Source organism: uncultured Fibrobacter sp., from assembly GCF_937877005.1.
GTDB lineage: Bacteria > Fibrobacterota > Fibrobacteria > Fibrobacterales > Fibrobacteraceae > Fibrobacter.
Window position 1 is genome coordinate 1 of sequence record NZ_CALEFV010000220.1, and the last position, 15983, is coordinate 15983.

Genomic DNA, 15983 nt, shown 5'->3' on the forward strand with positions numbered 1-15983 from the left:
GAAGCCTTCTTCGTTAGCGCCCGTCACGAGGTCGAAGGAATCGGCGATGGCTTCGTCGACGATGATGCGCGTATCGTGAGAATTAATCGGGGAAGCAAAGCCCGGAACCATGCCGCAGGCCTTGATGAGGCTATCTTCGGCGGGGTAAAGTTCCTTCGCCTTCAGCAAGTTGTGAAGCTTGATTTCGGAAACATCGAGGTTGCCCGGAACCACGACCGTGATGAGCTTGCCTTCGAAGTCGAAGAACACGCACTTGGCGGTGGATTCGGCGGGCACGTTCAGGAACTTGGTGAGATCTTCGATGCTTGCGCAGTGCGGAGTTTCAACCTTTTCGAGTGCTGCGCTTTCGCTATTTTCGTCGCCCTTGAACGGCACGCGCTGGAACTTCGCGATTTCGCGGTTGGCCTGGTAGCCGCACTTCTTACAAAGAATCAAGTAGTCTTCGCCGTTCGGAGTATCGAGCATGAATTCGTGAGCGACCTTACCGCCCATGATACCCGTATCGCTCTGCACCACCACCGGTTCAATGCCCACGCGACGGTAGATGCGCAGGTAGGCGTCGTATTCTTCCTGGTAGTGACGGTCCAGGTCTTCCTGGCTGGTGTGGAAGCTGTAGGCATCCTTCATCAAGAATTCGCGGACGCGGATAAGGCCGCCGCGGGCACGGGCTTCGTCACGGTACTTGGTCTTGAACTGGTAGAGCATCACCGGCAGCTGCTTGTAGCTGTTGAGCACGTAGCGCACGAGGTCAGTCATGGCCTCTTCGTGGGTCATGGCGAGCACCATGTTGTGGTTGTTGCGGTCCTTGAAGCGCAGGAGTTCTTCGCCGATGGCCTGATAACGGCCGGATTCGCTCCAAAGTTCGGCGGTCTGCACCACCGGCAAGTCCACTTCGATTCCGCCAATCTTGTTCATTTCTTCGCGGATGATGTTCACGATCTTCTGGATAACGCGGAAGCCCATCGGCATCATGGAATAGATACCGGTAGAGACGGGCTTGATGTAACCGCCACGCATCAGAAAGATGTGGCTCGGCATGGTGGCATCGCTCGGCGTTTCGCGGAGCGTCACGTAAAAGTACTTGGAGAGTTTCATTGTTTTTGCCTTTTGAAATTTTACGGGGGGAAATTTAGATAATTACAACAGCAGAGTAAACCGGACTATCAAAATTTGTATCTTATAGCCATGGAGTTCGTGAACAAGATGCGGGAAAAGCCCGCCGTAAAGAAGATTGAAAAATTTGCCCCTGCCATCGCCTTTTTGGGGGGATTCCTATGGGATTCAATAACACTCGGACGAATGGTCTACGGGATCGACATCGTAATCCTGCTCGCCTACTACACAGGTGCCCTCATTCTAGTCACCCTGCTTTCTGCGCGACTGGAACACCCCGAAGGCTGGACCGCAGAAAGACTGCAAGCCCTGCAAAAGGCTCAAGCCAAGCCCCAGGCAACGCCAAGCCCCGTCTCTTCAAAGGATTCTCCGGCACCAAAGCAAGCCGAATCCAGATTTGCAAAAGCCGCTCAGGAAGCCAAGGATGCTGCAACCAAGGCAAAGGATGCCGCAAGCAAGTTCGCAAAGAATGTCGGTTACGAATCGACTGCGATTCCCGAAAACGCCATAATCATCCACCATCGTTTCCTGGACCGCGAATGGAGTGACACCTGGAAAAAACGCTTTACCTGGGCACTACAGTTCTGCTTCGGCGGCCTGTTCAGCGCCCTAGTCGTCTGTTACTTCAAAAGTAGCGGATCCATCGCATCGTTCCTCCTCGTCATCATGCTCGCCATACTCCTCGTCGGTAACGAATTTTTGCAAAAAAAATACGAAAGCTTCGGAATCACGCTTGCATTCTTCTGTCTTCTCGGCACGATGTTCTTGAACTTTGCGATTCCACACCTAGTTCACAGCATCGGATTCATCTGGTTTTTGCTAAGCACGCTCCTGTCGCTTGGACTCTGCATGCTCATATGGAAACTTTCTCGCCGGCAAAAGGGAATCCTGGTCGCCCCAGCAATCATCAGCATTCTGCTGATTGTCGCCTACATCATGAACTGGGTTCCGCCTGTGCCGCTTGTTCTCAAGCAGAAGATTGCCTGCCAGAATTTCGACAAGGTAACTTACACCTGCGATATTGACGACCCGAGTTTTCTGCAGATACTCGGGCTCAAAATTCCAAGCGTCCATCGCGTCGATAGTAACGATATCTACTTCCTCGCCTCCGTTTATGCACCGGCAGACCTAAAAGCGGAACTGGAATATTTATGGTATTACCAGGACACGGCAACCGGAAAATACAAGCTCACAGACAAAATATCTTCTGGACGAATGACGTTAAACGGAGGACGCGAATCCGGCTTCCGCAGCTACACCCGCAAAAAGAATATTCCTCCAGGAAAATACCGAGTCGAAGTCGCCAAGAAGAATGGGGCCGTGATCGGTTCAGGAACTTTCGAAGTATTTGATTCCGCTCCTCAAGATGGTTTTGTACGAGACACTTTGAGATAACGGTTTGTAAAAACAGACACTTGATTTCTATATTTAGAGTATGAACGATTTAGAAAACGATCCTATCCTTAACGCTAGTTCCATTAATAGCGAAGATTATTGGTTTCTAAAACTGAACAACAAAGATTTGCAAAATGAACAAAATCAAGACAGCAACACTGCAGGGCAAGTGGACGGGCAACAGCCAAACCAATAACCAGTGGTACGTGGAGCAGGCTCTTGCGCTCAAGGGCAAGGGAATCGACTTGGTCGTTCTCCCCGAAATGTTCCATACGCCGTATTTCCCGTTCGAAGAAAACGCCGACTTTTTTGACATGGCTATCGAAAAGGATAGCGAGATTGTCAAGCAGTGGCAGGGCATTGCCAAAGAAATCAACGCCGTTGTCGTCTTCCCGTTCTTCGAAAAGCGCGCCCGTGGCATTTACCACAACAGCGCCTTCGTCTTTGAACGCGACGGAAGCATTGCCGGTCTTTATCGCAAGAGCCACATTCCCGACGATCCGGCTTTCTACGAGAAGTATTACTTCATTCCGGGTGACACGGGCTTTGAACCGATCAAGACCAGCGCCGGTACGCTGGGAGTGCTGATTTGCTGGGACCAGTGGTTCCCCGAAGCCGCCCGTATCATGAGCCTCAAGGGCGCAGACATTCTGATCTACCCCACCGCCATCGGCTGGATGAAATCGGAACCCAAGGAAATCTACCCGCGCCAGCAGGACAGCTGGGTCACGGTGATGCGCGGACACGCCATTGCGAACCGCACCTTCGTGCTTTCGGCAAACCGCATCGGCACCGAAGGCGAACTTACCTTCTGGGGAACCTCGTTCGTGGCCGCACCCGATGGCTACTTGATTCACAAATGCGATACCGATTTCTTGGGTGCAAGCATTGTAGAAATTGACCTGAAGGAAACCGAGGAAAATCGCCGCTGGTGGCCGCATTTCCGCGATCGCCGCGTAGACCTTTACGGGGACATCCTCAAGATTTGGTGCGATAAGTAGAACGGGCTTCGCCCTGCAAACGAGAGACGAGAGATTCATTTATGGCAAAGACTTCTGTAAGATACCCCGCCGAATGGGAAGAACAGGCCGCCACGTGGCTCGCTTTTCCGCATAATAAGAAGAACTGGTACGGCGAACGCGGAGAAATGATCCGCAAGTTCTATGTCGATTTAATCCGCACGATTAGCGAATTTCAGCCCGTGAACATGCTGGTGCCTAAAAAGGATTTTTTGACGACGGAAGAAAAAATCGCCGTTGCCGATCGCCCTTATCCGGCCAGTTTCTTTACCATCAAGACAGACGACATCTGGATTCGCGATTATGGTCCGTTCTTCTTGAAGAAGGGAAAAGAAACGATTGTTTCTGAAACGGTCTTTAACGCCTGGGGCGCAAAATTTCCGCCTTGGAAAAATGATAACGAAATTCCCGCACGAATCGCCGATATTTTCGAATACAGGAAAGGCGAAAGCGTTCCGTACATTTTTGAAGGCGGTGCCATCGAAGTCAATGGAGATGGCCTCGGCATGACATCGTTGGATTGTCTAGTGGGCAAGAACCGCAACAAACCGGAAGACCTGAGTGCAGTCATCAAGGCAATCTGCGAAATGCTTGGGCTCAAGGCGTTACTGGTGCTGCCCAAGGGGCTCGTCGGAGACCATACCGATGGTCATATCGACAACGTGGCGCGATTCGTGGCAAAGGACCGCGTGGTTATCGCATCGGCCAGCCCACGCAGCGCAAATGGTAAGTCCCTCGAAGAAGCGCGTGCAGCCATTCTGGAATTTTTACAGATCCACTACGGCAAAAAAGCCAAGGTTGACACGCTACCACTTCCGCCGCAGCGCAAGCTCGATGACGGCCAGATTCTGCCGGCCAGCTACATGAACTACATCTATGTAAATGGTGGACTGATCTACCCCAAATACAAGTGCGCAAAAGACAAAGTCGCCGAGGAATACTTCCGCAAGGTTTATCCCAAGAGAAAAATCATCGGGCTGGACTGCCGCACCGTGATTGAAGAAGGCGGCAGCCTGCATTGCATGAGCAAGCACGAGAGTCTGTAAGGGAAGCCCTTAAAAATCTTTTTTATAATGCGGGAGGGGCCCCAGCTCGGAGTTGCGAAGGCCGCCCGGTCCCCTCCCTGCACCCTCCCCTTCCCTGGCCGACGCAGCCAGGACCTTGTCGATGAAGAACATTTGTTCTTTTTAACTATTTATCCTCACAACAAAAAAAACTGTGACTTGAAAATCACAGTTTTTGAAGTGTTATAATTTACAAGAATTACATGATTTCTTGTTCTAATAATTGTTGCACGTGTTGCGCATAGGCCTGCAAACTCGGATCTCGCGCACCCTATAAAGACCGAATCGGCTAGAATCAACAAGGGACTTCCCCAACGCCGATTCTCTCGCTGACACGACTCGTCAATACGAGTCGTTTTCAGCTCACAGCGATGGGTGTGCTTACATTAACTCTTCTTCGAGTAACTGCTGCACATATTGAGCGTAATTCTGTAGACTCGGGTCTCTCGCACCCATCAGTAAGATGGTGTCGCCGGGCTGGGCGTATTCCACCATTTTCTTGGCGCATTCGTTGCGGTCGGCGATGTAGATGGCTTCGCAGCCTTTGAGCAGGAGGTCATCGGCAAGGTCACCGGCGCTGATGTCGCGGGTGACGGTGCCGCCGGCGTAGTAGATTTCGCTGAAGAACATCACGTCGTTTTCACGGTCGTCGTCAAAGTCCTTGGGGCGGAGCGTCTTCGCGATAAATTCCACAAGGTCTTTGCGCAAGAATCGTGTGGGGCCGAATCCATGCGGCTGGAACCAGGCGATGACGCGGCCATCGGTAAAGTCCTGGGCGCTCCTGATGCTCGCGGCAATCTTTGCCGGATTATGCGCGAAGTCATCCACCAGAGTCACGCCGTTGAAGGTCCCTAAAATCTGGTGACGGCGGAACACGCCGGGGAATGTCGCCAGGGCGTCGGCGCAAGTGTGGAGCGTTACCCCTGCGCGGAGGGCGGCAGCCGTTGCGGCCAGGGCATTTTCCATATTGTGCTTGCCCGGCAGCGGCACCACGAACTTCACGAGTTCTGCCTGGTGGCGCACGCGGAACTGAATCGAGGTTCCAACAGACTTGAAGTCCGTGCCCTGCACGCCTACGTAATTTTCAAAACCAAAATCGAATTCGCGACCGGCGCTGAACTTCTTGGCCAGCGGGTGCGCATCGTTTACAATCAGAATCTTGCCGTTATCGAGAATGTTATGGCTGAACTTGAGGAAGATTTCCTGGAGTTCGCTCAATTCCTTGTGGTCCTTGTCCACATTGAGAATCAGGCCGATTTCGGGTTCGTAGCGCACCAGCGTTCCGTCGCTTTCGTCCGCTTCCACCACAAGCCATTCGCCCTTACCGGACACGGCGTTACCGATTTTGCCTTCCTTCTGCAAATTCACGAGGCCCGCCCCCGTCATCACCGACGGCTGGAGGCCCGCATATTGCAGAATGTGATAAATCATGGCGGTCACGGTGGACTTTCCGCTGGTTCCGCTCACAGCAATCGTGCGGGCTTCCTTCGAAATTTTCGCCAGCATTTCGCTGCGGTGCATCACCGGGATTCCCAGTTCCTTGGCGCGCTTGAGGTCCGGATTCGAATCTTCGATGGCGGTACTCACGACCACCGCAGAGAGCCCCGCGACAACGCCCGAACCGTCTTGCGGAAAGCACTTGACGCCACATTCTTCGAGCTGAGTCATGACGAGCGGCTTTTCTGCTGCACCAAACTGGCGGTCAGACCCGCTAATAGAAACACCCTTGCCAACCAAATACTGGGCAATGGCACTCATGCCTACACCCGCAACACCGATAAAAAAGTAAGATTCAGGATTCATTTAAAACCTCGAAAATCAAAGTAAATCCGGATCTATCGTAGGCTCGTAACCGGGTTCCACGAAATCCTCGGGCGCAATCCCCTTCTTGCGAGCCGCCTTCATCTGCTTGATGAGCTTACGTTCCGCAGCTTTTGCCTTACGTTGCGCAGCTGTCGCGGCCTTCTCGGCATGACGCTGGGCGCGAGTCTTCCGTTCCTTCAATTCCGGGAAAACGCATTCGTCAAACTTGTCAAGCGCATTCAAGTCTGATTCCTCATCGAGACTATCGTCAAAGCGCATGTCTGCATCAAAGTCGCGAAATCCTTCCTCTTCGTCGAACACCGGAGCGTCAGCCGGACACTCCTTCTTGAGCAACTTCAGAATTTGGTCGAATGACTTTTCGAGCGGCACCTTGAACTTCATCTTCTTCCCTGTCGTCGGATGGATGAGTTCAATCTTCACTGCCTGCAATAACTGCGCGGGCGCCATCTCCAGAACTTTCGCCGCGACATCCTTCATCAAGGGAGACACTCGATTCAAGCAACCATCACGTCCATCATACAGCGGATCTCCCACAACCGGGTGTCCCATGTAGCGACTATGCACGCGGATCTGATGCGTGCGGCCCGATTCCAGTTGCAATTCCAGAAGTGTGGCAAAAGCAAAAAATTTCTTCGCCACAAAGTGGGTTCGGCTCGGTTTTCCGTCACTCACGACCGCCATCTTGAGACGATTTTTGGGGTTACGGCCAATGGGAGCATCAATGCATCCTTCCAAATCACGAGGACAGCCCCACACGAGCGCATTGTATGTACGATGCAATGTGCGGGTTTCCAGCTGGTGCGCCAAGTGCCTATGAGCAGCATCATTCTTCGCAACTACCATAAGCCCCGGTGTATCCTTATCCAGACGATGGACTATACCCGGACGCAGAGGACCGTTCACGGCAGACAAATTTTCCTTGAAATGGTGCAGAAGTCCTGCCGCAAGCGTACCATTCTGCACGCCGTTACCCGGATGCACCACTAAGTTACGCGGCTTGTTGAGGACCACAATGTCATCGTCTTCATACACGATATCAAGCGGAATGTCTTCGGGCTCCAGAGTACTAGCTTCCTTTTCGGGAATCTTGTCAACCACAACGACCATGCCCGTTTCTACGCGAAAATTCTTGGACGAGGGAACTCCGCCTACCTTGACTTCACCGGCAGCAATCAGTTTCTGAACATCGGTGCGGGACACATTATCCATCACGCTCACAAGGAACTTGTCGATACGTTCGCCGGAATGATTTTCTTTGACGATATAATTCATGACTACTTCTGTTCTTTTTCTTCCTTGATTTGCTTGTGCAATTTCTTCAAGACGACTGGCGAAAGAATTACAACGGCAACACCGACCGTCACAAAGGAATCCGCGACATTGAATGTCGGGAAACGCGTCATGATAAAGTCAGGAAAATCGCAATCAATAAAATCTACCACCATCTGAAGACGCATGCGGTCAATAAAGTTTCCGACAGCTCCTCCAAGAATCATCACGACTCCTAGGCGACTCATCCAGTCCCGTTTATCGATGGACTTGTAGAACCACAAAAGGACTATAGTTGCGACAATCGAAATAAGCAAGAAGAAAAGCCACGGCGGCAAGAACGGCATCAGGTCCTGCGGACGGCTACTGAAAGCGGCTCCCTTATTGAACACCAACTGAAAGCGGATCCAATCGCCTATCACGTTGATGTAGTCATGGTTCGGAGCCCCCGTATCGTTCGTGAAGCGCACAAGCGCCCACAGCTTTGTAAGCTGGTCAGCAACAATGCTAAAAAGGATAACACCTAAATGAAACGGCCACTTATTGTAAAATTTCATTCAATGTCAGGCTACTTGAGGCCCGCCTCCATCTTCAAATTGTCGTAGGTTTTCACGATCCAGCGATCAGAATAGAAATGCAATGTCGTAGACTTGATAATCCGCTTTACCGTATCGCGAGAAATTTTCACCTTCTTATCGCTTGCAAAAAGACTAGAACCATCACCGATTAGCTTCATGTTTTCGGCAGCCATAAAGAGCGGCCACAAGCAGAAAAGCCTAGTGCGCATCTTTATCGAAGGGATCCATTTCGTATAGGCTATAGCATCGTCCAAATGCCCCCACGCCTTTTTCACGAGTTCACCCATCACGGCGGCACGACGCCTGTCAAAATATTCGCGGTTATCGGAAGGATTTTCAAACATTTCGTAAGAATGTGCAAAGCCATGCCTACGGCAAATTTCCTCGGGGACAAAGCAGACGCGACGTTCCGAATCCTCGATACAATCCTTCACTATATTCGCCACCTGTAAGGCAAGGCCAAAACTCACATCGAGTTTCTGCATCTCGGCCTTGCGGGCTTCGTTGATCAGGCACGTATCAGCCGCAAACAGATTCGTCAAGAGCTTACCAACAATACCAGCCACATAGTAACAGTACTCGTCAAGGTCCGCGACGCGTTCTAGCGTGAACCAGCCAGAACTGAGAGCCACCTCCTGTCTCAAGGCAAACTTCGCCATGCCTTGACACATCTCAACAGTCACCGCACGCACGGGAGCCGCATATTCTTCGGACAGTTCCTTGAGCAGAGGCACCACCACATGAGTATGGAGACAAAGATTCATGTAGGGATGATCCGACTTACGCCAGCTTTCAGGCAGGGCCTTTTCAAATGTCGAGACAGCATCTTCACGAAGTTCGGCAGTCTTGAAAATGTCAGCAAAAAGGCCGAGCAGGACATCTTTTTCAGACGCCTTCATGTCAGGATCGTCTTCGACGGTATCCGCAATGCGCAGGTACAGATAGGCAAGCAAAATACTCTTGTGAAGTTTACCCTTTAAGACATTGATATTGAGAGCAAATGTCCTCGACACCTGCAACAGAATATCTTCGGCATACTTCCAGGCTTCACGACCTTCCAGGACATTCTCGCCAACGCCTACACATTCAAGAATATTCGACATTCTCACCACTCCCCTAGTACATTGTTTCCGCATAAATATCGGGCGGAATCTTTTTCGTCTTCGCCATGGCGTTCACGTACTTCCAGAGTCGACCATGTGCTTCCGCATTCTTCAGTTTCTTCGTATAGCTCCAGATAGTCCGGTTATGTACATCAGACTCGTTTCTGAAAGTACCCTTGATTTCCGTTTCGTAACGGACCCTGCGATATTCCAGGAAATAAGCCGACTGAAAAAGTTCCGCAGTCTTCTTCTTTGCTCCGCTACACACCATGACCGCAAAGACGACAAATACTGGACACGAGGCAAAACCGTAATACCAAGGATAATCCAGCCATTTGAAAAGAATCCATATCGCAGGAATTGCCGACAGCAAAATTGTCAGGAACGAAAACAGCATATCCAAAGTCCCCCAGTATCCATGCCAGGCAGGAACATAGGCCCACTTAATTCCCTTCTTGACCAGTTTCTTCAAATAACGTGGGTAAGACACGCGATAGAACCAAAAATACAACCCAACCCAAAATAAAACCGGAACCCAGAACCAATAATCCATTGTCTCAAAAAATTGCATACGGCGCAAATGTAGAAATTTGCTAAAAAGACCGGATTTGCCTTAAATGCATTATAGAGGGCTACCAGAAGCAATCAAGACAAACTTTTTTTTTATTTTATTGACAATCAAGGACTTACGATGGCGGTCCGATGTCAAGAAAGCCCTTTTTTGCCAATGGATCGCAACGACTTATCAACAATCAAGGCTACAATTTCTAAATTAGAAGCCCTAATTGTTGATAGATTTGATACTCCTGTAGTGGAAGAGGATGCGAAAATGCAAGCTGAATGGGAAAGATGTTTGAACTACCTCCGTGGGATGCTTTCGGATACGGTATTCAAGACTTATTTTGCACAGACCAAACTCATTAGCCTCACAACCGGTCATGCAGTTGTGTCCATTCCTTCCGGACTGGATACCGCAGTCTATTCCGCCTACAAGGAACTCATTCGCCTCGGCTGGCGCGAAGCCACTCATGACGAATCCGCAATCGAATTCGAATTTCAGCCGCAAGAAGCTATTGCCCAGCCGTCTTCCGCATCAAACAGCTTCAAGGATTTTCTGAAACCGAGTATTCCGCTTTCGGGATCGTTCCGATTTGAAAATTTCGTGCCGGGCGACAAGGCCCAACTTGCATTCAACGCAGCTCTTGCCGTTGCCCGTAACCCTGACGGCACGCAGTACAATCCCCTGTTCATCTATGGTTCTTCCGGACTGGGAAAAACGCACTTGCTCCAGGCTATCGGAAACTACATCCTAGAAGACGATCCGACCAAGCGAGTCTGCTACCTGACATCCGAAGATTTTTCCCAGCAGTACATGAAATGTCTGCGTGAACAGCGCATCACTGAAATGTCCGACTTCTACAGGAACGAAGTCGACATCCTACTCATTGACGACATTCAGAACTGGACCGGCAAATACGAAACACAGAACGAATTTTTCCTGATCTTTAACGCACTGCATCAGGCCGGAAAGCAGATCGTGCTGACATCCGACGCTCCCGCTGCCGAAGTCAAGAATCTTTCCGACCGCCTCGTAAGCCGCTTTGCCTGGGGTCTCACCGTCGACATCCAACCGCCTGATGTTGAAACGCGCGAAGCAATTCTTCACAAGAAGGCCGAGGAACGCCACCTCGAAATCAGCGACGACATTCTGCATTACCTAGCCGAAAGCATCGCAAGCAATGTCCGCTGTCTCGAAAGCGCCATCATCAAGCTCACACTCCAGTCAAGCCTGATGCACCACGACATCGACATGAGCATTGCCCAGAAAGTTGTCGCCGAAATCGCCCCGACTCTCCGTCGTCGCGTAAGCCTTGACGCCGTATTGCATACAGTTTCAAAGCACTACGAAGTTCCCGAAGCGAAGCTCATCGAATCGGGCCGAGGCACCAAGGAAATTTCGAAGGCGCGACAGGTCGCCATGTACCTGATGCGCGAATGCTCGCCCATCAGCCTGCAGAGCATCGGTTCCCGTTTCGGCGGCAAGGATCACTCCACCGTAGTCCATGCCATCAAGAGCATCAAGAAAGAAATGGAAACCGATCCGAGCTTTGCAAGACTTATCGAAAGCCTAAAAAACGCGATTCACGACTAGTGAACCGCAATCTCGCATAAAAGTATCAAAGGGTTATTCTTAAGGAGCCTCTTCACTAGATTGAGGAGCAGCACTGGATTGAGATGCTGAATTTGACTGAGATGCCGCATTTTTCTTAGCGGCTTTCTTAGCCTTGGCCTTTTCCCTCTTCTCCTTGGCAAGGCGCGCCCTTTCTGCCTTTTTCTCCCTGGCGATACGGGCCTTTTCCGCCTTTTTTTCCTTTGCGAGACGAGCTTTTTCGGCCTTCTTGGCTTCACGCTCGGCCTTCAGAGCAGCTTTTTCGGCAGCCTTGGCTTCGCGACGGGCTTTTTCCGCCTCGAGACGGGCTTTCTTTGCATCTACCTTGGTCGGTTCTGCAGCTTCAGGAATGGCAACCTTCTCTTCGACCGGTTTTGCAACTGCCGATGAATCCATCGAAGCCTGTTCCTTCGTCTGAAGAGCCGCCGCAGCATCACTGGCCATCTTCGCTACCATTGCCGAATCAAGATCAGGACAAATCAAGTTCTTGTCGCCCTTCTCGCCATTGGCACATTCCATCTTGCCCTGGAAGACTCCCATCTTGTAGGAGCCCCACTGTTTTTTGGTCAAGCGCTGCGTATAGCAGACCGTATCGCCCGGCATCCACTGGTAGCAGGAATCCTTCACAGTCCAGAAGGTAATCAGTCCATTCGGAAGTCCCTTATGGTACACGCCGCCAAAATCACCGAAATCGACAAAGCCCTCGAGATCATTGGCATTGAACGTGAGAGTCAAGTTTTTCTTCTTGAACGGGTTGAAAACCGTCATGCGGCCATGCATGGCATTACGCTTCATGGGTATTTCTGCCATGAGGAAGTTGCTGTCGGAATACATGCGGACGGTGCCGTTGACAAAGCCCTGCGTATAAGGGACTTCCAGGTGTCTAAAGTAATATTCCTTGTCGCTCCTGTCGTAGACGCTGGAGCGGTAGAACTTCGCCACTCCATCGCGCTTGCCGCGCTTGTATTTGGCAGTCCAAAACACCTTGCCCCACTCCGGTCCCTGCTTCTTGGGATACAGGGGGTCGTTCATGTAGCCGGTTTCCTCGCCGTGAATAAGTCCATTGGCATCGACATGACGGATGTTTTCTACATAGCCGTTCCCCGCAAAACCCGTCAGGACACCCTTGTCAAGGCAGCGAAGGTCGCTAAAATCCGTAAAGCGTGCGATAGCGGACGGCACAAGCTTTTTCGGAAGACCCTTAAGACGAAACAGAGAAGGGTTACGACGGTCATTCTGCTCAGCGACATCGGGCCTATCATGAATATTGAAGAAACATCCAATCGAATCCGTCTTGCCGGCATGGGCATTGATATATTCACCAAAAGGCGTCGCGGAGCCATCTTCAAACATAAGGGCAATAGCCCCTTCCATGGCCCCACCCTTCGCAAAATCAGTCAACACGGGCCCTGATTCCCTGATATGGTCCATGCACTGCGCCACGAACATTTCCTGCGAACAACTACTCCCCTTGGGACAAGTAAGCAACCGGGGTTTGGGGACATCCCAAACACGCAGGATCTTTTTAGGTTCGTCTTCGCCACGCCAACCATAGCCACCCTTCTCGCGGACAGTGTAACAACCGCAAATTTGGGCCTCATCGCGAATGGCTCCGATACGGTCACGCTCCTTGGGAATAACAAACGAGGCTCGTTCTATCCAGCAATCAAAATACTCGAAATGGTTTTCATCAGCCATTCCCGGCGTGTTTGCAGCTTCGGCAGAATCGACTGCTGCAACGGCATCTTCAAAATCGTCAGCAAAAGAGGTTGTAACAGCTAGGGCTGTCACTGCGACACACGTAACAAAAAAACTCTTCATACGCTTCTAATTTATATTTATATGGAGCCCTTGTCTTTTAAAAAATCTTTACAAGAGCATAAACTTTTACCTTAGGGAAGCCTTTTCCAGCCTAATCCGCATCATGTTGAAGTTGCGGAATTAGAGCCGATGACCATTCTTCGAAATCGCCATCTTCGATGTGATCGCGAGCCTGCTGCATCAAGCGCAGATAGAAATGCAAATTGTGGAGCGTCGAAAGCGTCCAGCCTAGGGGTTCCTTGGCCTTGAAAAGATGACGCAGGTAGGCGCGGGTGTAATTGCGACAGCAATGGCAGTCGCATTCCGGATCCAGTGGGCGACCATCATCGGCAAACTTAGCATTCTTGTAGCGGAGCACTCCCCTGCTAGTGTACACGAGGCCGTCCTGAGCGTTCTTGGCGGGCAAAATGCAGTCAAACATGTCAACCCCGCACTTGATGAGTTCCAGCAGATTCCAGGGCGTACCAACCCCCATCACATAGCGAGCGCGATCTACAGGCAGTGAATTTGTACAGAAATCCGCAATTTCGTACATGGTTTCTACAGGTTCGCCTACAGAAAGGCCCCCCATGGCGTAACCGTCGGGAGCGATTTCCTTGAGGGCGTCAATGGATTTTTGGCGGAGTTCCTTGTGCATGCCACCCTGAACAATCCCAAAAAAGTATTGCGGGTAACCATGGAGCGGCGGATTTTCATGGAGCCAGTCCATCGCCCGGCGAGTCCATTTAAGCGTCAGGTCGAGCGAGTGCGCAGCCTCTTCGAGGGTGCTCGGGTAAGGCGTGCATTCATCGAAGGCCATGATGATATCCGCGCCAATTTCGCGTTGTGCCTTCATAACCGATTCAGGCGTAAACTTGTGGCAACTGCCATCCAGCAGACTCTTGAATTCTACACCATCTTCTGTAATGTGGCGAAAATCCTTCAGGCTCCATACTTGGAATCCGCCGCTGTCGGTGAGCATGGGGCCGTTCCAGCCCATGAACTTCTGCACGCCGCCCATCCTGGCCACAAGTTCCGTGCCTGGGCGCAGATACAGATGGTACGTGTTCGCCAAGATGATTTGCGCATGCATTTCGCGGAGGTCGCGCGACGAGAGTCCCTTCACGCTCGCAAGAGTCCCCACCGGCATAAAAATCGGCGTTTCGACTGTACCGTGGGCGGTACGGAGCCTGCCACGGCGGGCCTTGCTGCGGTCGCTTGTCTTAAGAAGTTCAAAGGGATTCGGATTCACGAATACAAATCTAGAAATTTGCAGTATTTCACAATAGAAAAACGCCAAGGTTTTCCGAAGCGCTTTAAAACCTGGGCTTATTTGTCCGTCGTCGAGTCTTTTGTCTGTTTGGTTTTGGCTTTATTACGAAGCGAACGGAGGCGAATGAATTTTTTTCCACTATGGACTGGAAGCTGTTTTACCCCCTCGCCAGCATGTGACAAGCGAACCTCCCCTGCCGGTTCCGTCTGCCCAGTAAATAGGTTATGATTGATAGCCATATTTCCAATTTAATAAAAATTTTTCAATTGTCAACAAGACACACAAAGTCGTATCGATACAAAAAACGTAACATGCAGTCCCTCGGTCAAAAAAAGAATGCGCGCCCTTACTTACATGCGGTTTTAGTATATTTTAGCGGCATAATTATGGCTCTGCTCAAAGCAGGCCGCAAATAAAGGAATACAAGATGAGAAACTCGCTCAAGCTCGACGGCCCGGTCAAGACTTACCTCGACGAAAACGAACTCCCCAAGGCATGGTACAACGTCCGTGCCGACATGAAGAAGAAGCCCGCACCGCTCCTGAACCCGGGTACCGGTAAGCCCGTGACTTTCGAAGACCTGCAGCCCGTGTTCTGCGACGAGCTCATCAAGCAGGAACTCGACAACGATACCGCTTACTTCGAAATTCCCGAAGATATCCTGACTTTCTACAAGATGTACCGCCCCTCCCCGCTCGTCCGCGCCTACTTCCTGGAACAGGCGCTCGGCACTCCGGCGCACATCTACTACAAGTTCGAAGGCAACAACACCTCGGGCTCCCACAAGCTGAACTCCGCCATTGCGCAGGCCTACTACGCCAAGAAGCAGGGCCTCAAGGGCGTGACCACCGAAACGGGTGCAGGCCAGTGGGGCACCGCCCTTTCGATGTCCACCGCCTTCTTCGGACTGGACTGCCAGGTCTACATGGTGAAGGTCTCCTACGAACAGAAGCCGTTCCGCCGCGAAGTCATGCGCACCTACGGTGCAAGCGTGACCCCGTCGCCTTCCATGACCACCGACATCGGCAAGAAGATCAACGCCGAATTCCCGGGCACCACGGGTAGCCTCGGCTGCGCCATCTCCGAAGCCGTGGAAGCCGCCGTGAAGCAGCCGGGTTACCGCTACGTTCTCGGTTCCGTGCTGAACCAGGTGTTGCTGCACCAGTCCGTCATCGGTCTCGAAACCAAGGCCGCCCTCGACAAGCTCGGCGTGAAGGCCGACCTCATCATCGGTTGCGCCGGCGGTGGTTCCAACCTCGGTGGCCTTATCAGCCCGTTCGTCGGCGAAAAGCTCCGTGGCGAAGCCGACTACGATATTCTCGCTGTGGAACCGGCTAGCTGCCCGAGCTTCACTCGCGGTAAGTACGCTTACGAC

The 15983-nt window shown here is 51.5% G+C and carries 14 protein-coding genes; 6 read left to right on the top strand and 8 right to left on the bottom strand.

What is annotated here, in order from left to right; all coding sequences use genetic code 11:
- On the bottom strand, positions 1–1095 hold a 1095-nt coding region (proS, locus tag Q0628_RS09830), incomplete at its 3' end, for a proline--tRNA ligase (RefSeq protein ID WP_298770563.1).
- Between the two features lie 90 nt (positions 1096–1185).
- Here proS and Q0628_RS09835 point away from each other — a divergent pair.
- Genes Q0628_RS09835 through Q0628_RS09850 form a run of 4 tightly spaced genes read left to right on the top strand, consistent with a single transcriptional unit; the run spans position 1186 to position 4573 of the window.
- Positions 1186–2508 carry a DUF2914 domain-containing protein gene (locus Q0628_RS09835; protein WP_298770565.1) on the top strand — a complete coding sequence of 441 codons (1323 nt, stop codon included), beginning with the start codon at positions 1186–1188 and terminating at the stop codon, positions 2506–2508.
- A 40-nt stretch (positions 2509–2548) separates the two neighbouring features.
- Complete coding sequence (locus Q0628_RS09840; protein WP_158278312.1) at positions 2549–2704, top strand: hypothetical protein; 156 nt, start codon at positions 2549–2551, stop codon at positions 2702–2704.
- Complete coding sequence (locus tag Q0628_RS09845; protein WP_298770569.1) at positions 2643–3509, top strand: carbon-nitrogen hydrolase; 867 nt, start codon at positions 2643–2645, stop codon at positions 3507–3509. The genes Q0628_RS09840 and Q0628_RS09845 overlap by 62 nt, the downstream gene beginning before the upstream one ends.
- Positions 3510–3550: 41 nt before the next feature.
- Positions 3551–4573 carry an agmatine deiminase family protein gene (locus Q0628_RS09850; RefSeq protein WP_298770571.1) on the top strand — a complete coding sequence of 341 codons (1023 nt, stop codon included), beginning with the start codon at positions 3551–3553 and terminating at the stop codon, positions 4571–4573.
- A gap of 399 nt (positions 4574–4972) precedes the next feature.
- Here the strand turns inward: Q0628_RS09850 and Q0628_RS09855 are convergent, their stop codons facing one another.
- From Q0628_RS09855 to Q0628_RS09875, 5 genes are read right to left on the bottom strand one after another with little or no spacing between them, the layout of a single operon-like run.
- Positions 4973–6394: a Mur ligase family protein gene (locus Q0628_RS09855; RefSeq protein WP_298770573.1), complete on the bottom strand. Its 1422-nt coding sequence runs from the start codon at positions 6392–6394 to the stop codon at positions 4973–4975.
- A gap of 15 nt (positions 6395–6409) precedes the next feature.
- Entirely contained in the window at positions 6410–7687 is a 1278-nt protein-coding gene (locus tag Q0628_RS09860) for an RluA family pseudouridine synthase (protein WP_298770575.1), read from the bottom strand.
- A gap of 2 nt (positions 7688–7689) precedes the next feature.
- A complete protein-coding gene (gene lspA, locus Q0628_RS09865) occupies positions 7690–8241 on the bottom strand; it encodes a signal peptidase II (protein WP_298770577.1) in 552 nt (183 codons plus the stop codon).
- An 11-nt stretch (positions 8242–8252) separates the two neighbouring features.
- Positions 8253–9365 carry a squalene/phytoene synthase family protein gene (locus Q0628_RS09870; protein ID WP_298770579.1) on the bottom strand — a complete coding sequence of 371 codons (1113 nt, stop codon included), beginning with the start codon at positions 9363–9365 and terminating at the stop codon, positions 8253–8255.
- A gap of 13 nt (positions 9366–9378) precedes the next feature.
- On the bottom strand, positions 9379–9855 hold the full coding sequence (locus Q0628_RS09875) for a hypothetical protein (RefSeq protein ID WP_298770581.1): 477 nt from the start codon (positions 9853–9855) through the stop codon (positions 9379–9381).
- A 363-nt stretch (positions 9856–10218) separates the two neighbouring features.
- Here Q0628_RS09875 and dnaA point away from each other — a divergent pair, with 363 nt between their 5' ends.
- Positions 10219–11517, top strand: a complete 1299-nt coding sequence (gene dnaA, locus Q0628_RS09880; RefSeq protein ID WP_298770583.1) for a chromosomal replication initiator protein DnaA — start codon at positions 10219–10221, stop codon at positions 11515–11517.
- A gap of 39 nt (positions 11518–11556) precedes the next feature.
- Here the strand turns inward: dnaA and Q0628_RS09885 are convergent, their stop codons facing one another.
- A complete protein-coding gene (locus tag Q0628_RS09885) occupies positions 11557–13356 on the bottom strand; it encodes a hypothetical protein (protein WP_298770585.1) in 1800 nt (599 codons plus the stop codon).
- Positions 13357–13447: 91 nt separating this feature from the next.
- Entirely contained in the window at positions 13448–14587 is a 1140-nt protein-coding gene (gene tgt, locus Q0628_RS09890; RefSeq protein ID WP_298770587.1) for a tRNA guanosine(34) transglycosylase Tgt, read from the bottom strand.
- Positions 14588–15035: 448 nt separating this feature from the next.
- Here tgt and Q0628_RS09895 point away from each other — a divergent pair.
- A partial coding sequence (locus tag Q0628_RS09895) for a TrpB-like pyridoxal phosphate-dependent enzyme (protein ID WP_298770589.1) occupies positions 15036–15983 on the top strand: 948 nt, incomplete at its 3' end.